14 protein-coding genes are annotated in these 19,168 nt (G+C 72.6%); 6 read left to right on the top strand and 8 right to left on the bottom strand.

Annotated elements, in window-relative coordinates; all coding sequences use genetic code 11:
• Nucleotides 1-39: 39 nt before the first annotated feature.
• Nucleotides 40-765, top strand: coding sequence for a MafI2 family immunity protein (locus tag AC4H2H_RS08735; RefSeq protein ID WP_494370412.1), 726 nt, complete (start codon nt 40-42; stop codon nt 763-765).
• 70 nt (nt 766-835) lie between these two features.
• Here AC4H2H_RS08735 and AC4H2H_RS08730 read toward each other — a convergent pair whose 3' ends face one another.
• The 4 genes from AC4H2H_RS08730 to uxaC all read right to left on the bottom strand — a co-directional run bounded on the left by AC4H2H_RS08730 (nt 836) and on the right by uxaC (nt 4,730).
• Nucleotides 836-1,531 (bottom strand): GAF and ANTAR domain-containing protein, encoded by a 696-nt coding sequence (locus AC4H2H_RS08730; RefSeq protein WP_494370411.1) that lies wholly within the window; start codon nt 1,529-1,531, stop codon nt 836-838.
• A complete protein-coding gene (locus tag AC4H2H_RS08725; protein ID WP_494370410.1) occupies nt 1,528-2,238 on the bottom strand; it encodes an ANTAR domain-containing protein in 711 nt (236 codons plus the stop codon). Before AC4H2H_RS08725 ends, AC4H2H_RS08730 begins: the two co-directional genes overlap by 4 nt.
• A 105-nt stretch (nt 2,239-2,343) precedes the next feature.
• On the bottom strand, nt 2,344-3,012 hold the full coding sequence (locus tag AC4H2H_RS08720; protein ID WP_494370409.1) for an ANTAR domain-containing protein: 669 nt from the start codon (nt 3,010-3,012) through the stop codon (nt 2,344-2,346).
• A gap of 185 nt (nt 3,013-3,197) precedes the next feature.
• The gene (gene uxaC, locus AC4H2H_RS08715; RefSeq protein WP_494370408.1) at nt 3,198-4,730 is read right to left on the bottom strand and encodes a glucuronate isomerase; all 1,533 of its coding nucleotides are present in this window, start codon (nt 4,728-4,730) and stop codon (nt 3,198-3,200) included.
• A 91-nt stretch (nt 4,731-4,821) separates the two neighbouring features.
• On the opposite strand from uxaC, the gene AC4H2H_RS08710 reads away from it, so the two are divergent.
• The 3 genes from AC4H2H_RS08710 (at nt 4,822) to uxuA (ending at nt 8,612) form a co-directional block, all read left to right on the top strand.
• Entirely contained in the window at nt 4,822-5,844 is a 1,023-nt protein-coding gene (locus AC4H2H_RS08710) for a LacI family DNA-binding transcriptional regulator (RefSeq protein ID WP_494370407.1), read from the top strand.
• A 90-nt stretch (nt 5,845-5,934) separates the two neighbouring features.
• Entirely contained in the window at nt 5,935-7,494 is a 1,560-nt protein-coding gene (locus tag AC4H2H_RS08705; RefSeq protein ID WP_494370406.1) for a mannitol dehydrogenase family protein, read from the top strand.
• A 2-nt stretch (nt 7,495-7,496) separates the two neighbouring features.
• Nucleotides 7,497-8,612 (top strand): mannonate dehydratase, encoded by a 1,116-nt coding sequence (gene uxuA, locus AC4H2H_RS08700; RefSeq protein ID WP_494370467.1) that lies wholly within the window; start codon nt 7,497-7,499, stop codon nt 8,610-8,612.
• Here the strand turns inward: uxuA and AC4H2H_RS08695 are convergent.
• Complete coding sequence (locus tag AC4H2H_RS08695; RefSeq protein ID WP_494370405.1) at nt 8,600-9,016, bottom strand: PPOX class F420-dependent oxidoreductase; 417 nt, start codon at nt 9,014-9,016, stop codon at nt 8,600-8,602. The genes uxuA and AC4H2H_RS08695 overlap by 13 nt on opposite strands.
• 439 nt (nt 9,017-9,455) lie before the next feature.
• Between AC4H2H_RS08695 and AC4H2H_RS08690 the strand changes: the two genes are divergently transcribed.
• The gene (locus AC4H2H_RS08690; RefSeq protein WP_494370404.1) at nt 9,456-10,481 is read left to right on the top strand and encodes a 3-oxoacyl-[acyl-carrier-protein] synthase III C-terminal domain-containing protein; all 1,026 of its coding nucleotides are present in this window, start codon (nt 9,456-9,458) and stop codon (nt 10,479-10,481) included.
• A gap of 661 nt (nt 10,482-11,142) precedes the next feature.
• On the opposite strand, the gene AC4H2H_RS08685 is transcribed toward AC4H2H_RS08690, so the two are convergent.
• From AC4H2H_RS08685 to AC4H2H_RS08675, 3 genes are all read right to left on the bottom strand, one after another.
• Entirely contained in the window at nt 11,143-13,734 is a 2,592-nt protein-coding gene (locus AC4H2H_RS08685) for a pectate lyase-like domain-containing protein (RefSeq protein WP_494370403.1), read from the bottom strand.
• Nucleotides 13,735-13,898: 164 nt separating this feature from the next.
• Complete coding sequence (locus tag AC4H2H_RS08680) at nt 13,899-15,341, bottom strand: DUF1996 domain-containing protein (RefSeq protein ID WP_494370402.1); 1,443 nt, start codon at nt 15,339-15,341, stop codon at nt 13,899-13,901.
• A 151-nt stretch (nt 15,342-15,492) separates the two neighbouring features.
• Entirely contained in the window at nt 15,493-17,787 is a 2,295-nt protein-coding gene (locus AC4H2H_RS08675; protein ID WP_494370401.1) for a discoidin domain-containing protein, read from the bottom strand.
• A 321-nt stretch (nt 17,788-18,108) separates the two neighbouring features.
• Between AC4H2H_RS08675 and AC4H2H_RS08670 the strand changes: the two genes are divergently transcribed.
• Nucleotides 18,109-19,155, top strand: coding sequence for a LacI family DNA-binding transcriptional regulator (locus AC4H2H_RS08670; protein ID WP_494370400.1), 1,047 nt, complete (start codon nt 18,109-18,111; stop codon nt 19,153-19,155).
• The last annotated feature ends 13 nt before the right edge of the window (nt 19,156-19,168 follow it).

Genomic DNA, 19,168 nt, shown 5'->3' with positions numbered 1-19,168 from the left:
ACCTGTTCTTGGCGTGCGGCGCAACGGAGGTCCGAGTCGATGGAGTTCCGAACGAGCGTCCTGCTGTCTCTCCAGCGTGCGCTGTGGGACGTCGTGACGCCGAACTTGCGGGATGTCGCGGTGCGCGCCGATCATCCCAGGATCGTGGCGCGCTTCCTGTTCGAGGGCGAACCGTCGGACGAGGGCCACCAGAACGTCGCCCTCACCGAGACGTCGGCGGTCACGGAGCCGGTCGCGAGACCGACGAGCATTCTCCAGGTCGTCCAGCTGGTACAGCTGCTGAGCAAGCTCGACGGTCCAACGGACGACGGGGGCCCGAGCGAGGCGCACGCCCTCCGTGACGTCCTGGTGCGCACCCTCGCGCAGGGACAGGGGTTGGTCGTGGAGCTCGAGGCGCGGCGGCGGGCGGTCTTCGAGCCGGTGGACGACCTGGTCGACGAGATCGGCCCCTACGGATACGTCTCGGAGGTTCTCGGCTTGGCCCTGGACTCGGCGCTCGACGAACGTGACGAGGACTCTCGTGCCCGAGGGCTGCGTGAGGTGGCTGAAGCGTTGGAGGAGGCCCTGCGCACCGAGCTCCCCAACGTGCGCGACGCCATCGACATCCGGCTCGTGGAGCGGCTCCTCGGGTACCCCGAACAGTGGATCGCGCTCCGGCCCTACGCGGGTGACGAGCTGCACGCGAGGGTCGCCGACCGGCTCCCGTACTTCTCGTGGAGCGACGAGGCCTATGGTCCGGTCTTCGTGACGGGAGAACCTCGATGACGTTTCGCCTCACTCTCACGGACCTCCTCGGAGCCACGTCCCGGTAGCTCTCGAGGAACGCTCTGCCGGCCTACGGGCGCTGCGCCTGCCACAGGACGTCGCGCGCCGTCGCGGTCAGGGACCTGCTGTGCCGCTTCGAGCGGTCGAGCAGCTCGTCGTAGGCGGCGGCCATGTCGATGCCGAGCTCCTGAGCGAGCGCGCCCTTGGCCTGCTCGACGACGACCCTCCCGCCCAGAGCGTGCGACATGCCGCGCAGGACGTCGTCCTTGCTCGGGGACTCGGGCTGGGCGATCGAGAGCGTGGCCATGTCCGCGAACGCCCGTGCGATGCGCTGCCCGGAGCCGTCCAGGGTCAGCGGTGACCGCGCGAAGAGGTTCAGCCCGCCGACGACGTCGCCCCGCCAGAACATCGGGATCGCGTGGACGGCCTGGAAGCCGGCCTCGACGACGGCCGGTCCGACGGTGGGCCAGCGCTTCGCCAGCTCGTCGGCACCGGCGGCGTGGACCGGTGCCCGGGTGTCCAGCACGTCGAGGCAGGGGCCCTCCGCACGCAGGGACTGGTAGAGCTCGAGGTGGGTCGCCGCGTGGGACGTCGCGGTGAGGACCTCCAGGCCGCCCTCGGCCTGCACGAGCAGCCCGCCCGCGTCGCAGCCGGTGAAGGTCGCGGCATCCTGCACGAGCTGGAGGAGCAGGCCGGCGAGGTCGTGCTCGTCCAGGAGCGAGGCGGCCGCGGCGGCGAGAGCGTCGGAAGGGGAGTGCGGCGTCATGGCTCCTCGGTTCTCTCGGACTCGACCGCGTCGAGGCCGTCCTGGGTGAAGGTGAGTCGGCGGGCGATGACGTCGTTCGCCACGGCGTCGAGGGTGCTCGACGTGGCGAACGCGTGCGCCCGGAGGACGGCGAGCGCGTCCGCGGGCGGGATCCGCAGCTGCGCGGTCACCATCCCCGCCGCCTGGTGGACCTGCGCCCGGATGGACCAGTCGAGCGAGTCGACGTCCCCCACCACCGCCACGCCGACGGCGTCCGCCAGAAACTGCAGGTCGGCGAGGTCGCGGTCCAGAGGTCCGTCACTCACGTAGAGGGTGAGCACGCCGACGGTGCGGCCGCCGACCCGCATCGGGGCGGCGTAGAACGTCGCCGGACCGCTGAGCTCGCTGACGAGGGAGGAGAACAGGGGGAACGCGGCATCCATCGGACTTCCCCCGTCCAGCTCGGCGACGACGATCCGGTCCTCGTCCAGCGCGAGCCGCCCCGGCCCCTCGCCGAGCATCTGCTCCAGGTCCTCGATGTGCCCGGACATGCCGTCCGAGGTGCTGACGGTCAGCCGTTCGTCCGGTGTCGCCGAGACGACGACCGCCCCGCTCTGCGCGCCGAGGACCTCCACGGCCGCCCGGCACATCCGTGACGGCATCGGCAGCTCGGCGTCGACCTCCGCCAGGGCGCGCGCGAGCAGCCTGAGCAGGTGTGACGCGTCCACCACGCTTCTCCGTCCGATCGGCTCCTGGTGACATTCTTCCACCAGCGCGTGCACTCGCTCGGCGGTCCGGCCCGACCCGACGCGACCCGCCTCGGACGACACGGCTCAGTGGCCACGGTCGACGATGTCCCCGCGCCCGCCCCAGACCAGGGTGCGCAGGATCGACTCCGCCACGACCCGCTCGTCGACGCCCCGCCGCTCCGCCGTCGACCGCAGCACCCCCCGGGCATCGTCCGACGTGCAGCCGTTCGTCTCCATGATCGCGCCCACGGCCTGCTCGACAGCGACGGCGTCCGACATCGACCGGTACAGGCCCGCCGCGGCGTCGTCGACCTCCGCGAACTGCAGGTGCAGCCGCACCCCCGCGGCGATCAGGCGCGCATAGGCGTCGGCCGTCCCGGGCAGGTCCTCCGGCCACCGGCCCGGCGCGCGGGAGTAGAGGTTCAGCGCGACCGCGACGCCGGGGGCGACCTGGGCGGGCACGGCGAGAGCCTTGACGAAGCCCTCGTGCGTCGTCTGCTCGCGCCAGCTCGACCAACGGGTCTCCTGCGCGACCACGGCTACGTTGAGGAGTCCCTGCGAGATCATCGCGTCGATACAGGGCCCGGCGTCCGCGCGCGCCTCGGCCTGGTCGCACCGCGCGGAGCCGGCGTCGCTGCTCCCGGCGCGCAGTGTCAGCCCGTGCTCGCGCACCGTGATCGACGCCTCGACGTCCTCGCCCAGCACCCCCGCGGCACGTTCGGCGTACTCCTGAAGGTAGCTCGAGAGAGCCATCGGTCCGCGTCCCGTCCGACGGCGGACCGCCAGTCGTGAGCCTGCCACGGCGGCTGATCCACCGGGCCACTCGCTGCCGGAACCACGTGATCGCCCCGAACCTTCACCCTACGCCTGGAGCGAGGTCGGCCATCACGGCGAGGATGCGTGCTGCGGCGCGGACTCAGGCTGCAGATGCCTCGTGCTCAGCGGGCGGCGGGGTAGGAGGCCTTCGGCAGGTGGTAGGCCAGGTCGACGGCGGTCTCGAGAGCCTCGTCGAGGTCGAGGCGGTGCTCCGCGACGAGGCGGGCGAGGTGGCCCGCGTCGATGCGGCGCGCGAGGTCGTGGCGCGCGGGGATCGAGCAGAACGCGCGCGTGTCGTCGACGAACCCGCTCGTGTTGTAGAAGCCCGCGGTGTCGGTCGCGGCCTCGCGGAAGCGGCGCATCCCGTCGGGCGTGTCGAGGAACCACCACGGCGCGCCGAGGCGCAGCGCCGGGTAGACGCCGGCGAGGGGCGCGAGCTCGCGCGAGAACGACGTCTCGTCGACGGTGAACGCGATCATCCTGAAGCCCGGGTGGTGGCCGAACGCCTCGAGCACCGGTCGCAGGGAACGGACGTACTCGGTCTGCTCGGGGATGTCGTAGCCCTTGTCGGGGCCGTAGGCCGCCACGACGCCGGCGCAGTGGTCGCGCAGGACGCCCGGGTGGAGCTGCATGACGAGCCCGTCCTCGGCCGACATCGCCGCCATCTGGAAGAGCATGTGCGCGGAGAACGCCCGCGCCTCGGCGGCGGAGACCTCGCCGTGCAGCGCGGCGTCGAGGATGCGGGCCGCGTCGGCGTCGTCGAGCGGCGTCGTGTCGGCGCGGAGGTGGCCGTGGTCCGTGGCGCGGGCGCCCGCGGCGACGAACGCGGCACGGCGTGCGCGCAGCGCGTCGAGGTAGGTCCGGTAGTCGACGACGTCGGTGCCCGCCGCGGCGCCGAGCTCGGCCACCTGGGTCGCCCAGTCGGCGCGGTCGACGTGCAGGAGCGGGTCCGGTCGGAAGGTCGGCACGACGCGCTCGCCCCAGCCGTCCGCGGCGAGGCGCGCATGGTCGGCGAGCGGGGACTGCGCGGGGTCGGTCGTCGCGAGGAGCTCGAGGTTGAACCGCTCGAACAGCGCGCGTGGGCGGAACTCGGGGCGCGCGAGCCGGTCGACGAGGTGGTCGTAGAGCGCGTCGGCGGTCTCCGCAGAGGGCTTGACCGGCGCCTCGAAGACGTCGACGAGAGCGTGCTCGGTCCAGTAGCGCGTGGGCGTCCCGCGGAACAGGTGCCACCCGGCGCAGAAGCGACGCCAGATCTCGCGCGGGTCCGTCTCGGCCGGGGCGGTCCCCGCAGGGGCCCCGGGAACGGGCGCGACCCCGAGGTCCTGGATGCCGCCGACACCGGGGGAGCCATGGGGCGACGTGCTCTGCGCGACGAGCATGCGCACGAGGTAGTGGTCGGGCGTGACGAACAGCTCCGCGGGGTTGCCGAACGGGGTGTCGTCGGCGAACAGCGCGACGTCGACGTGCCCATGCATCGAGACGATCGGGAGGTCGCGCGTCGCGGCGTAGACCTTGCGCGCGAGCGGGCGCCGGACCGGGTCGGCGGGCAGCGCGCGGTCGGGGTGCAGGGACCACGGTGCCGTCGCGGTGGTCGGTTCGCGGTGCGCCGTGCTCGTCACGGGATCCTCCAGGTGCGTCGTTGCGAACGTTTGCATCGTACGCCACGTCGAGGCTGCCAGAACAGAAGTGGTAAGGCTACAATCGTTTGCACGGTCCGTCCGGGACCGCCGCACGAGGAGGCAAGCCGTGGTCACCGTCCGGGACGTCGCCCGCGAGAGCGGGGTGTCGATCTCCACCGTCTCGCGCGCCCTCGCGGAGCCCGACCGCGTCGCCCCCGAGACCCGCGACCGGGTCGTCGTCGTCGCGACGCGGCTCGGCTACCGGCCCAACCGCGCGGCGAGCGGGCTGCGCGCCGGGCGCACCGGGGCGCTCGGCCTGGTCGTTCCCGACCTCGAGAACCCGTACTTCGCGTCGGTCACCAAGGGCGTGCAGGCGCGCGCGCGCCAGACCGGCCACGCCGTGTTCGTCGTCGACGCGGGGGAGGACCCGGCGCTCGAGACCGAGCTCGTCACGGGGCTGGCCGCGCAGACCGACGGGCTCGTGCTGTGCTCGCCGCGGGCTGCCACGGCTGACCTCGAGGCCGCGCGCGACGCACCCGTCATCCTCGTGAACCTGCGCGTCGACGGGGTCCCGTCGGTCTCGTCCGACGACCCGCACGGCGTCGTGCTCGCCGTCGAGCACCTGCGCGCGCTCGGGCACCGTCGCGTCGCGTACGTCGGCGGACCCGACCGGTCGTGGTCCGACGCGCGGCGTCGGGCCGGGCTCGAGGCGGCGCACGAGCGCTTCCCCGACGTCGAGACGGTCGCCCTCGGGTCGTTCCGCCCGCGCGTCGAGGGCGGCCGCGCGGCCGCCGACCTCGTCGTCGCCTCCGGTGCGACGGCGGCCCTCGCCTACAACGACCTCGTCGCGCTCGGCCTCATCACGCGACTGCGCGAGCGGGGTGTGTCCGTCCCGCAGGACCTCAGCGTCGTCGGGTTCGACGACACGTTCGTCGCGACCCTCGCGTCGCCCGCGCTCACCACGGTCCGCACCGATCTCGCACAGCTCGGCGCGCGCGCCGTCGACCGCCTCGTCGCCGCGCTCTCCACGCGGCGCCAGGGTGGCGCGGCCGACGGCGCGCCCGTCGTCGTCCCGGGCTCGGGCACCGCCGACGAGCTGCCCGTCGAGCTGGTCGTGCGCGACTCGACCACCGTGCCCCCGCTCCGGTGAGCCCGGACCCGGTGAGCCCGGCCCAGGTGAGCCCGTCCCCGTGAGAACAGTCCCCGACGAGCGCCCGCTCGCCCGACCAGCAGGAGGCGCGTGACCGCCCCGACCGCCACCCCGACACCTCCCGACGCCCCGTCGGCCGGCGTGCCGCGCGCGCGCCTGCACCGGGAGACGGTGCCCGCGCTCCCGCCCGCGCCGGTCAGGCCCACGCAGGTCGGCATCGTCCACCTGGGGATCGGCGCGTTCCACCGCGCGCACCAGGCCGTCGCCACCGAGGACGCCGCGAACGCCACGAGCGACACCCGGTGGGGGATCCTCGGCGTGACGCAGCGGTCCGCCTCGGTCCGCGACCAGCTTCGGCCGCAGGGCGGGGTCTACACCGTGCTCACCGTCGGGCCCGACGGCACGTCGCCGCGCGTCGTGGGATCCGTGACCGATGTCGCGTGGCCGGCCGAGGAGACGCCGCGCGTCCTCGCCGCCCTCGCCGCCCCGACGACGCACGTCGTGACACTCACCGTCACCGAGAAGGGGTACGCGCGCGGCGCGGACGGGCGACTCGACATCGACGCGGTGCGGGCAGACCTCGACGTCCTCGCGGCCGAGGAACGCTCAGCCGCCGACGCCGACGCCGACGCCGACGCCGACGGCGACGCGGCCGCGGACGGCGGGCAGGCCGTCCCCGCGACCAGCGCCGTGGGGCTCCTGGTCCGCGGTCTCTCCGCGCGCCGTCGGGCCGGGGGAGAGCCCCTGACCGTGCTGAGCTGCGACAACCTCGCCGACAACGGGCACGTGCTCGCGCGGCTCGTGCGCGTGGCCGTCGACGCCGCGCTGCCGGGACCCGAGGGCGACCCGCTGCGCGGGTGGCTCGCGGCCTTCGTCACGTTCCCCTGCAGCATGGTCGACCGCATCGTCCCGGCCACCACCGCCGCCCAGCGCGACGAGGTCGAGGCGCTGCTCGGCGCGCGCGACGAGGGCCTCGTCGTCGCCGAGCCGTTCCTCCAGTGGGTCATCGAGGACCGGTTCGCCGGCCCGCGCCCCGCCTGGGAGCGGGGCGGGGCGACCTTCACGACGGACGTCGCGCCCTACGAGCGAGCCAAGCTGCGCCTGCTCAACGGCGCCCACTCGTACCTCGCCTACGCCGGGTCGCTCGCGGGGTACGCGACCATCGCCGAGGCCGTCGCCGACCCGGCGCTCGCCGCCGGCGCCCGCGCGCTGCAGGCCGACGCGCTCGCGACGCTCGAGGCGCCCGACGGCGTCGACCTCGCCGCGTACGCGCAGGAGCTGCTCGACCGCTTCGCCAACCCCGCGACCGGTCACACGACGCGCCAGGTCGTGATGGACGGCACGCAGAAGATCCCGTTCCGGTGGGGTGCGACGCTCGCCGACCTTCTCGGGCGCGACCCCGCGGTGCTGCCGACCGGCGTCGTCGCGGCGCTCGCGGCCTGGGCCGCGTACGTCGTCGCCGAGACGCGCGCGGGCCGGTCGGTCGACGACCCGCGCGCCGCCGAGCTGCGTGGCGTCGTCGAGGGCGCGTCGGACGACGGCGCCGCGGTGCGCGCGCTCGTGCGTCTCCCGGGCCTGCTGCCCGACGTCGCGGACCCGGCCGTGCTCGACCGGCTCGCCGACGCGGTCGCGGAGGTGGCGGCGTCGTGAAGATGGGGTTCCGCTGGTACGGCGAGGGCAACGACACGGTCACGCTCGACCACGTGCGCCAGATCCCGGGCGTCGAGACGATCGTGTGGAGCCTGCACGGCAAGCAGGCGGGCGAGGTGTGGGAGCAGGCGGAGATCGACGCGGAGGTCGCGCGGATCACCGGCCTGTCGGACGAAGCGCGCGCACGCGGCATCACGCGGACGTTCGACGCCGAGGTGGTCGAGTCCGTCAACGTGCACGAGTCGATCAAGCTCGGGAAGACCGTGCTCGGGCTGAGCCGCGACGAGGCGATCGAGAACTACACGACCACGATCCGGCGCCTCGGCCGCGCCGGCGTGAAGGTCGTCTGCTACAACTTCATGCCGGTCTTCGACTGGCTGCGCACCGACCTGTGGCACCCGCTGCCCGACGGCTCGACCGCACTGTTCTACGAGCAGGCCGTCGTGGACGAGATGTCCCCGCAGAGCCTCATCGCCGAGATGGAGGCCACCACGCACGGGCTCACGCTGCCGGGCTGGGAGCCGGAGCGGCTCGCGAGCTTCGGCGAGCTGAACGCCGCGTACGAGGGCGTCACGCACGAGGACATGTACCGGAGCTACCGGTACTTCCTCGACGCCGTGGTCCCGGTGTGCGAGGAGGCCGACGTCAGGCTCGGCGTGCACCCCGACGACCCGCCGTTCGACGTCTTCGGGTGGCCGCGCGTCGTGTCGAGCAAGGACGATCTCGCGCGGGTGCTGTCCCTCCACGACAGCCCGTACCACGGGCTGACGCTCTGCCTGGGGAGCTTCTCGGCGAACCCGGAGGCCGACGCCGTCGACGCCGTGCGCACGTTCATGGACCGCATCCACTTCACCCACGTGCGCAACATCAAGCACCTCGGCGGCGGCGACTTCACCGAGGTCGCGCACCGCGCTGACGAGGGCAGCGTCGACACGACCGGGATCATGAGGGCGTACGCCGAGGCGGACTACCAGGGCTACGTGCGCCCCGACCACGGCCGCCACCTGTGGGACGAGAACACGACGAACAAGCCCCGGCCGGGCTACGGCCTCTACGACCGCGCGCTCGGCGTCCAGTACCTGCTCGGCGCCTGGGACGCGTTCCGCTACGACGCCTGAGCGTCCTTCGCCTCGCCCCAGCCGTACCAGCGCTCGACCTCGATGAACGCGCTGACCCGCGGGTCGGTGCGGTTCGGGTAGGCGTGGCCCGTGTAGTGCTGCGAGATGCGGTCGATGTCCGCGAGACCCTCGTCGGCGGTCAGCTCGACGACGCGGCCGATGAGCGTCACGTGCGTGTACCAGTTCTCGTCGAGCACGGTGAGCGAGACGCGGGGGTCGCCCTGCAGGTGCTTGAGCCGGACGCGGGACTCGTCGAGGTTGACGAGCACGCGCCCGTCGTCCTCCCAGACGTACCACGTCGCCGCGGTGACGGGCGCGCCGTCGGACCGGACGGTCGCCATCACGGCGGGGTTCGGTCGGCGCAGCAGGTCGACGAGACGGGACCGCAGCGGGGGTCGGGACACGACGGCTCCTCGGGCAGGGGGTGAGACGATCAGACCGTACCGCCCCCACCGGGCTGTCGCAGCGGTGCGGCCGTGTCGTCGCGCAGCCGCTCCTGGCTCGCCCCGGGCGCCGTCTCGACGACCCGGAGCCCACCCGGCATCGCGTCGGGGCCTCTTCCTCGGCTTGCGCGCTCAACGTCCTTCGGTCCTACAACATCGGAATCAAGCAGCGCCATACGCGGAGAGGCCCGGCTCGACGGTGAGGCGTTTGCTGAGGCGGGCGGCAGGGCACGTTCCGCCACCTCGATCCCCGCAGGTGAGAGGGCTCAGCAGGTGCAAGACCACTTCGATGCGATCCTCATTTCCGTGGCCAAGTCACCTCCACACACGTTCGCCGGTGGTGGGATGTGGGAGGTGATGCACGGTGAAGCGTCGCGGGGCGCGTGACATGATCGGACCCATGCTCACCCCCGCCACCGGCGCAGCCGGGTCGCGCATCGTCGGCCTCGGTCACTTCCAGCCCGAGAAGACCCTGACGAACGACGACATCGCGCGGCTCGTCGAGACGAATGACGAGTGGATCCGTTCGCGCACCGGCATCGTCACGCGCCACGTCGCCGACGACGACACGACGGTCGCGGACATGGCCACCGCCGCCGCGCACCATGCGCTCGCCGACGCGGGCGTCGACGCGGGCGACGTCGACCTCGTGATCGTCGCGACGGCGACCGCGACCGACCGCTCGCCGAACACCGCCGGTCGCGTCGCCTACCACCTGCGCACGGGCGTCATGCCCGGGCAGTCCACGCCCGAGGAGGCGTCCGAGCTCGACCTGCGCGGCGTCGTCGGACCCGCGGTGCTCGACGTCAACGTCGCGTGCTCGGGCTTCGCGCACTCCGTCGCGCTCGCCGACCAGGCGATCCGCGCGGGGTCCGCGCGCACCGCCGTCGTGATCGGCGCCGAGAAGCTCACCGCGTTCACCGACTGGACCGACCGCAGCACGTGCATCCTCACCGCAGACGGCGCGGGCGCCGCCGTCCTGCGCGCGAGCGACCAGCCCGGCGTCGGGCCCGTGACCTGGGGCTCCGAGCCGGACCTCACGCCCGCCGTGCTCATCGAGTCGCCCGAGGACAAGTTCGCCCAGGACGGGCGCGCCGTCTTCAAGTGGGCCATCACGCGCGCCGCCGAGCGCGCACGGACCGTCGTCGAGCGCTCCGGCATCTCGCTCGACGACATCGAGGTGCTCGTCGCCCACCAGGCGAACCTGCGCATCATCGAGCCGCTGGCCAAGTCGCTCGGCCTCGACTCGAAGATCGTCGTCACCGACATCGTCGAGTCCGGCAACACCTCCGCCGCGTCCATCCCGCTCGGGCTCTCCAAGTGGTGGCACGCCGACAAGATCCCCGTCGGCGTCCCCGCCCTGCTCTTCGGCTTCGGCGGCGGGTTCGCCTGGGCGGGCCAGGTCGTGGAGACGCCGTCGCGCTGAGCGGGTCTGCTGTTGGTGGTTCGTGGTCGGGTCGGCCGGGGGGAGGGGCAACGGCGCGGGTCCGGCCGGGGGCGGAGCGAGGGGCGGGGCGGGTCTACCATCCGCCGCTCGTTCCTCGCGGCTCCCGCCAGACCCACCACGACCCGCCCCACCCCTCGCTCCGCCCCCGGCCTGGTAGGCCGTCTCGCCACGACCCGCCCCCCACTCCGCCCGGCCTCGTAACCCGCTCGCCTCGAGCGGTCCGCCGCCCGGGAGCACCGCCGCACGAACGACGAGATGCGAGTCGTTGCCCGTCCTTCCGCTTCCGGAAGGGCAACGACTCGCATCTCGTCTGTCGTCGATCGTGTTGGTCGGTCGACGTGCCGCCGTCGACCCGGCCCCCTGCACCGGGTCGAAGGTGACGGCCGTGACCTCCCGACGCCCTACGGTCCATGTCTCGGGCCACTACCGGAGGTGACGGCCAGGATGAGGACCGACGCCGGAGCGGAGGGCGGGGTGGGTCGTGGTGGGTCTGGCGGGAGCCGCGAGGAACGAGCGGCGGATGGAAGACCACCCCGCCCTCCGTGGAGGTGTCGGGCCGGAGGCGACCGGAGGAGCGGAACGTGGTGCTGCCGGCCGCCCGGGTACGACACCGGGCGGCCGACAAGCTGTGCGGCTTCCCTTACGGGTAGCTGACGACCTTCGCGGGGATCGTCTCGACGCCGCTCGCGCTCGGGCCGACGCCGTTGATGACGTGCTCGTACGTGCCGACGCCGCCGAGCGAGACCGCGAGCAGCGAGTGCATCTTCACGCCGGGGGTGACGGGGACCTCGAACGCGTTGTCGGAGACGATCGAGGCGTCCGAGGTGAAGACGCAGTAGGAGCCGAGCCCCCAGGCCTCGTGCTGGGTCACGTGGTCCGCGACCTTGTACGCGGCCCACCCGCGGATACCGTCGTGGTTCCAGGCCTCCTGGTTCGGCGGGTCGTACGGGAGCTCGTTCTGGTAGAAGATCGTGCGCCCGCGCTCGCCGTTCCACAGGGTGTTGTACTTCTGGTAGTGCTCGACGAAGAGGCCGTAGCCGTCGACGTCGTCGCCGTTGACGATCAGCCCGTAGTCGGCGGTGTTGACGTCCCAGCCGATGCCCTCGCCGTGGTCGCCGCGCCAGGACCAGATGTGGTCGATGATCGTGTCGTCCGCGTTGACGACGATCGCGCTGTCGACGCGACCGGCGTGGGCGCCGCCGACGCGCACGAACACGTCGTGGATCGAGATCGGGTCGCCGGAGTGGTCGGCGCTCGATCCCTCGGTGCCGACGGTGAGCATGCTCGGGGACTCGTCCGCACCCGCGTCGAACAGGACGCTGGCGATCCTGACGCCGTCGACGTCGGCGACCTGCATCGCGGTCTGCCCGGCGGTGGGCACGATGGTGGCGTAGCCGAGGCCGAGGACGACCGTGTCCGCTCGGTTCACCTCGATGGTCTCGTCGAGGCGGTAGACGCCTGGCGTGAGCAGGAGGTTGAGCCCCTGGTCGAGGGCCGCGTTGATGTGCTCGGCGGTGTCGCCCGGCTGGGCGACGTAGAACTCGTCGAGCGGGATCGAGCTGCCCGGCGTCGAGCCGTTCTTCCACGTCGCGCCGCGCGTGCCCTCCCGCAGCGACGGGACGAAGACGGCGTAGTCGTCGCCGTCGAGGTAGAGGTACGGCTTCTCCCGGATGGTGCCGGTGGTGTCGAGCGTCGTGACTGCGGGCTCGGGGAACGTCGTCGGCGGGGCGTTCTCGGTGCCGGAGAACACCATGTTCCACAGCGTCCCGTCCCAGCCGCCGGTGAGCGTCGAGTCGCGCGTGTACCACTGCTGCTGCGTGTAGCCGCGGACCTGACCGTCGACGACCGAGTCGGCCGTGAAGCCGCCCGACGCCCACCCGTAGCGCGACGAGTGCAGCATGAGGTTGCCCTTGACGTGGATGCGACGCATGGGCGCGGCCTGCGAGACGGCCCAGCGCATGTCGCCGCCGGTCGGGGTGACGGAGAGGTTCTCGATGGAGCGCCAGAAGTTCTGGGTCGCGTTGCCCTCGAACCACTCGGCGTCGGCCCAGATGCCGCCCGTGATGTTCACGTCGTCCGGGTTCTGGCCGAGGCCGTTGACCGAGGTGTTGAAGCCGACGTTGACGTGCACGGGGTACGTCCCGGGCTCGAACAGGAACTGGTCACGGCGCAGGCCGAACTGGCTCTCTTCCTGGTCCGCGTACGCCGCGTCGACGGTGGCCTGGATCTGGTCCACCGGCGTGTCGGGTCCGAACACGTGGACGTTCGGCCCGAGGTCGCCGCCGCCCTCGATCGGGCCGCCCGGCCCCGGGTCGGTGGAGTCGTCGGAGGTCAGCACGCGCAGCTCCCAGATCGAGTAGCCGTAGCCCGTCCCGCGCTCGGTCCCGACGAGCCGGACGTAGCGCCCGGAGCCCGTGACGTCGAGCACCTGCTTCCCGCCCGTCCCGTCGGTGACCGTGCGCAGGGTGCGCCAGAGGTCGCCGTCGTCGGAGGTCTCGACGCGGAAGCCCTTGCCGTACGCGCCCTCCCAGTCGATCTCCAGGCCGCAGACCGGCTGGATCGAGCCGAGGTCGACCTGGAGCCACTGGGCGTCGGAGAACCCGCTGCTCCAGCGGGTGTCGCCCTTGCCGTCCACGGCGAGCCCCGCCGCGTACGCACCCTCGGCCGACGACGCCGTCGCCGCCTTCCCGAGTGCGGCGTTCGTCGTGCAGTCCTCGCCCGGCTCGCCGGGGTCTCCCGGACCGCCGTCGGTCCCGGGCGTGCCGAAGACCTGCATCTCCCACAGCGAGTAGCCGTAGCCGGTGCCGCGCTCGGTGCCGAGCACGCGCACGTAGCGACCGGTTCCGGAGACGGGAAGCGTCTGCTGCCCGCCGGTCCCGTCGGTCACGGTGCGCAGCGTGCGCCACGTCGTGCCGTCGTCGGACGCCTCGACGCGGAAGCCCTTGCCGTACGCGCCTTCCCAGCGCAGCTCCACGGAGGTGAGCGTCGAGACCTGGCCGAGATCGACCTGGAGCCACTGGCCCTCGGCGAACTCGCTGCTCCAGCGGGTGTTGAGGTCGCCGTCGACGGCGCGCGTCGCGTCGTAGTCGCCCTGGACGCTCGAGGCGGTCGCGGGCTTGCCCTGCGAGAGGTTGACGGGGTCCGCGGCGGTGGCGACGGGCGCTGCGGCCGCCACCAGCGGGGCCGCGACGCACGCCGCGGTGACCGCGGCGGCGAGTGACGCCAGGTGCACCCTGGACGGTGTTCGGAGATTCATCATCCTGCCTTCTTCGGGTCGTTCGGGGCGGCCTCGGACGATCGACCAAGACCGCTGCGGGCACACGCGTGCCCACGGTGCGGCGCCGCCGGGGTGGGGACAGGCGACGCCGCACCCTTCTGGGGTGGGTCAGGACGGGTTCAGCCGACGAGCTGGTAGTTCTCGTCGAGGACCGTGCCGCGGTGCGGCTTGTAGAGGTCGTACCCGCGCGGGTTGCACTGGAGGCCACCGTTGATGCAGTGCTCGACGAGGCGCTCGAGCACCTCGGGCTCCCAGCCGTTGATGAAGTCGTAGTGCCACGACTGGTCGGACCCGCTCACGAGCTCGACGTCCGACATGTCACCGCTCACGGGCCACGCGATCTTGAACTCGATCATCGGGACGGCGATCGGGTGGGTCATCGGGCACTGCCCGTCCACCGGGTACGCCATGTGGGTGCCGTGGCCCATGTGGGACGCGGCATCGGGGGACAGGTGCATGCCGTCCCAGCAGCTCGGCGCCTGGTAGCGGATGTTGAGCTGCGAGCCCTCGGGGCAGTGCGCCGGGATGTCCCAGCTCTTCGAGATCTCCCCGCACTCCCAGCCCTCGACCGCGCCGGGCGCAGTACGGAACGAGTCGTACGTCGCCATCATGTCGCCCGCGACGAACCGCAGGCCGGGCGGGAAGGGCTGGACCTTCGTGTAGTCGTCGATCCCGGACTTGTAGTAGATCGTCATGGGGATGTCGGGCTCGATCGGCACGCCGTTCTTCTCGAGCGCCGGGAACCAGTAGGACGAGTGGTCCTGCGGGACCGTGCACGTCGAGTCGGTGTTTTCGAACAGGTCCTCGGGCGTCGTGAAGGCGTCCGTCACGCGGTTGCCCACGAACGTGTGCAGGTGCGACTTCCCGGGCTGGCCCGGGAAGACGATCGGGTCGTCCGGCAGGAAGTGCGAGAACGAGCAGTTCGCCTGGAACTCGTGGTGCGTCACCTCGTCGTCCCACTGGGGCGGTTCCTCGGGGTCGACGGGGGTCCCCTCGCCGAACACCTGCAGCTCGAGCAGCGAGTAGCCGTACTGCGTCCCGCGCTGCGTCCCGACGAGCTGGACGTAGCGGCCGGACGCGTCGACGTCGAACGACTGGACGCCGCCCGGGCCGTCGGTCACCGTCGCGACGGTGCTCCACGTCTGCCCGTCCGGCGAGACCTGGAGGGTGAAGGCCTTGCCGTGGGCGGCCTCCCAGTCGAGGACCACGCGGTCCAGGTCGTGCACCTCGCCGAGGTCGACCCGGATCCACTGGTCGTCGGTCGGCTGGCTCGCCCACCGGGTCGAACGGTCGCCGTCGACGGCGTACCGGGGGCCGAGGCCGCCGGACTCCGAGCTCGACGCCGCGGTGAGCGCGCCCTGGGAGAGCAGGGTGTCCGGGGCCGCGGCGGCCCCGTTCGCCGCTACCATCGACGATGCCACGAGTCCGGCGGCGAGGACGCCCGTGAGGACGCGCGAGCGTCGTCCGGCGCCCGGTCGGCTGCCGGCGCGTGGTGTCCGGTGGCGTGGTGCGGGCGGTGGTCCCGCCCACGGGATGTCGGTCGTGCTGGTCGTGCCGTGCATGCTTCCTCCTTCGAGGTCGTCGCACGCTGCGGAGCCTCTCCGGCGGGGCGCGCGACGCTGCGCGGATGGTGGATGAGCACGCCCGGCGTCTGGCCACCGGGCGCCGTGCCGGGTGGGGGCGGTTGCCGCCGCCCCCACCCGGACGTCTGTGTCAGCGCTGGTAGACGCCGAGCTCGAAGAGGGAGTAGCCCCACTCGGTGCCGCGCTCGTTCAGCGCGAGCCGCACGTAGCGACCACTGCCGCTCACCTCGAGGCTGTCGACCCCGCCGTCACCGTCGGTCACCGTGCTGACCGTCGTCCAGGACTGCCCGTCGTTCGAGGTCTGGATCTCGTAGCCCTTGCCGAACGCCGACTCCCAGACGAGCTGGACGTGCTGGAAGGACTGGACGGAGCCGAGGTCGACCGTCAGCCACTCGTCGTCGTTCCAGTTGCTCGACCAGCGCGTGCCGAAGTCGCCGTCGGTCGCCTGGCCGGCCGTGAAGTTGCCGTTCCAGGGGTCGAAGCTCGAGGCCTCGGCCGGCTTGCCCTGGGCGACGTTCGTCCCGTCGACGGCCGGCGGCACGACGCGCATCGACCGCGTCTCGACACCCACGTTGCCCTGGCCGTCCTCGGCCCAGACGTACACCTTCCACACGCCGAGCCGCTGCGGCGCCTGCACGGTGAACGTGCCGTCGCCGGTCTGCGTCAGCTCGGTCCACGCGAGGCCCCAGGACCCGTCGATGTACGCGCTGTTGAAGAAGGCGACGTGGCTGATCGGGTCGCCGTCCGGGTCGGTGACGTCGAGCTCGAGCTCCACGGTCGAGCCGGCCGTCACCGACGTCGAGCCGGGGATGGTCATGCCCGTGATGCGCGGGGCGGTGTTGACTCCGGTGAGGTCGACGCCCCAGGTCTTGGCGATCGCGTGGTAGCCGAGGCGCTTGTTGTTGCCGGGGGTGACGTTGAACCAGACACCGCCGAAGTCACCTTCGACCCCGTAGTGGAAGAACGTCGCGCCGAGGGCCTTGCCCTCGTGCTCCATGAGGCACTTCCACGAGTCGGGCAGCGCGCGGCTCTTCTCGATGTCGGTGGGCTCGTCGGGGACGCCGTTCTCGTCGTCCGGGACCTCCCACTCGCCGGCGGCGCCGCCCTCGGTGAGGACGTACGGCTTGCCGTAGTTCCCGGCCTCCCACGCCTCCGCGATGCTGCACACGTCGCCGTAGGCGTTGATCGAGAGGAGGTCGAGGTCGGGCGCGTTGTCGCGGATGTACGGCCACGCGCCGGTCCACGCGTCGGTGTTCGACGTCGGGTGGTGGGGGTCGATCGCGTGGATCGCGACGCTCACCTCGTTCACGTACGACGCGTAGGCGTTGCGGATCTCCTCGAGCTCGGTGCCCGAGTAGCAGTTCTGCAGCCCGAGGATCGCCTCGTTGCCGATGTTCCACATGAGCACGGCCGGGTGGTTCTTGTACTCCTCGACCCAGCGCAGGATGTCGGCCTTGGTGTCGTTCTTGTACGCCGTGTCGGTGCGGTAGTCGATGCAGCCGCCCGACCCCGGGCCGCCGCCCGGCATGAGCCAGAAGCCGGCGATCACGCGGACGTCGTGCTCCGCGGCCGCGTCGAAGATCGCGCGCGAGTCGGCGCCGGTGCCCCACGTGCGGGTCGTGTTGCCGTTGATGTCCGCGAGCCCCTGCATGCGCGGGTCGTACTCGTCCTCGCTGGTCCCGCCCCATGTGAACCCGCGCACGGTGTACGGCTGCCCGTCCACCTGGAGGTCCCAGTCACCGTTTCCGCCGACGACCTCCACGACGCTCGGGCCCGAGTCCTTGACGGGGACGGTCGGGTGACCCGGGTGCACGTAGTCCGGGAAGGGGTCCGTCGGGTCCGCGGGGTCGGGCGGATCCGTCGGGTCGGTCGGGCCCGAGCCGCCGGGCTCGCCGAAGACGCGGAGCTCCCAGAGGGAGTGCCCGTACCCGCCCGGGCGCGCGGTCGAGTGCACGCGGACGTAGCGGCCCTCGCCGTCGACGTCGAGCACGTCGGTCCCGCCGTCGCCGGCCGCGGTCGAGTAGAGCGTGTCCCACGTGGAGGCGTCGTCCGAGACCTGCACCTCGTAGGCCTTCGAGTAGGCGCCCTCCCAGACGAGCTCGACGCGGTCGACGCTCGCGTCCTGCTGGAGGTCGACCTGGATCCACTGCGGGTCAGCCGCTTTGCTCGCCCAGCGGGTACCGAGGTCGCCGTCGACGGCGTACGCCGCGCCGTACCCGGCCCAGTCGTCCTGGACGGAAGAGGCGGTCGCGGGCTTCCCCTGGGACAGCAGGACGGGCTCCGCGCTGGCGGAGGCCGCCGGCACGACGAGCGCGGCGCCCGCGAGCGCGGTGGTGGTGAACGCGGCGAGACCCGCGCGGACCGCGCGGACCCTCCCGCGTGGGGTGGGTCGCCGCTCGGGGGCGGTGGGGGATGTGGTGCGCATCGTGTTGGTCTACCTCTCCGTCCGCCCCGGGTCTACGTCGACCCGGGGCACAGTTCGTCGTCGAGCCGTGCCCGCGGCCGCGGCGCCGCGGCTGGGGGGTGAAGCGTGGGAGAGCGCTCTTACCCGAGCCCCGAGTTTTCACCCGCTCCGGACGTGTGTCAAGCGCACCGGTGATCGAATTGGGGCGCAATATCGGCTGATACCGGTCTAAAAAGGACGCTAACTCTGACGAACTAGTCAGTAAGTATTCGTCGGTAGGGCGCGTCGGTTCCTCTCGTCCGGGGCCGTGGGAAAGCGCTCTTACCCTGCTATCGTCGAGCCGTGAGCGAGGACCTCCGGCGCTCGGCGCCGACCCTGGAGGACGTGGCGAGGGCGGCGGGCGTCTCGCGCGCGACGGTCTCGCGCGTCGTCAACGGCAAGCGCAAGGTCGCGCCCGCGGTCCAGGAGGTCGTGCTGGAGGCGGTCGCCGCGACGGGCTACGTCCCGAACCGCGCGGCGCGGTCGCTCGTCACGCGACGCACCGGGACGGTCGCCGTCGTGGTCTCGGGCGCAGAGCCTGACGCCGACGACGCGCTGTACCTCCCGCACGTCCTCGCGGACCCGTTCTTCGGTCGGGTCGTCGGCTCCGTCGTCCGGTCGCTGAGACCGCACGACGTGCACCCGGTCCTCATGCTCGCCGACAGCGACGAGGCACGGCGGCAGGTGGTCTCCTACCTGCGCTTCGGCAACGCCGACGGCGCGCTGCTCGTGTCGACCCACGCGGACGACCCGCTGCCGGAGCTCCTGCTCGCGACAGGGCGCCCGACCGTCCTCTTCGCACGGCCGCCGCACCCGATGCCCGTGAGCTACGTCGACGCCGCGAACGCCGACGGCGGTCGGCTCGCGGCCGACCACCTGCTCGACCGCGGGTGCCGGACCGTCGGCGCGATCTCGGGTCCGCTGGCGGTCCGCGCGGCCCACGACCGCCTCGAGGGCTTCCGGGACGCGCTCGCACGGCGCGGGCACGCGTACGTGCCGAGCGTCGAGGGGAACTTCACCGTCGAGAGCGGTGAGAGTGCGATGGCGGAGCTCCTCCGCGCGGTGCCGGGTCTCGACGGCGTGTTCGTCTCCAACGACGTCATGGCGCAGGGTGCGGTCCACGCGCTGCGCGAGGCCGGTCGGCGCGTGCCCGACGACGTCGCCGTCGTCGGCTTCGACGACAGCCCCGCTGCGACGCTCTCGCGGCCGACCCTGACGACCGTGCGTCAGCCGGTCGAGCAGATGGCCGCGGAGATGGCGCGGATGCTCCTCGACCAGGTCGAGGCCGGGGAGCCGCGCGTCGCGTCGATGATCTTCGAGCCGACCCTCGTGGTGCGCGAGTCGGCGTAGCGACCAACCGGCA

It is taken from the genome of Cellulosimicrobium sp. BMG9.22, assembly GCF_059159975.1.
The sequence above is the reverse complement of the archived record's forward strand: the minus strand, read 5'-3'. Positions and strand labels throughout refer to the sequence as shown.

Coding starts and splice junctions, on each gene's coding strand:
- AC4H2H_RS08735 (WP_494370412.1), top strand. CDS start 40: ATGGAGTTCCGAACGAGCGTCCTGCTGTCTCTCCAGCGTGCGCTGTGG.
- AC4H2H_RS08730 (WP_494370411.1), bottom strand. CDS start 1,531: ATGACGCCGCACTCCCCTTCCGACGCTCTCGCCGCCGCGGCCGCCTCG.
- AC4H2H_RS08720 (WP_494370409.1), bottom strand. CDS start 3,012: ATGGCTCTCTCGAGCTACCTTCAGGAGTACGCCGAACGTGCCGCGGGG.
- uxaC (WP_494370408.1), bottom strand. CDS start 4,730: ATGCAAACGTTCGCAACGACGCACCTGGAGGATCCCGTGACGAGCACG.
- uxuA (WP_494370467.1), top strand. CDS start 7,497: ATGGGGTTCCGCTGGTACGGCGAGGGCAACGACACGGTCACGCTCGAC.
- AC4H2H_RS08690 (WP_494370404.1), top strand. CDS start 9,456: ATGCTCACCCCCGCCACCGGCGCAGCCGGGTCGCGCATCGTCGGCCTC.
- AC4H2H_RS08680 (WP_494370402.1), bottom strand. CDS start 15,341: ATGCACGGCACGACCAGCACGACCGACATCCCGTGGGCGGGACCACCG.
- AC4H2H_RS08675 (WP_494370401.1), bottom strand. CDS start 17,787: ATGCGCACCACATCCCCCACCGCCCCCGAGCGGCGACCCACCCCACGC.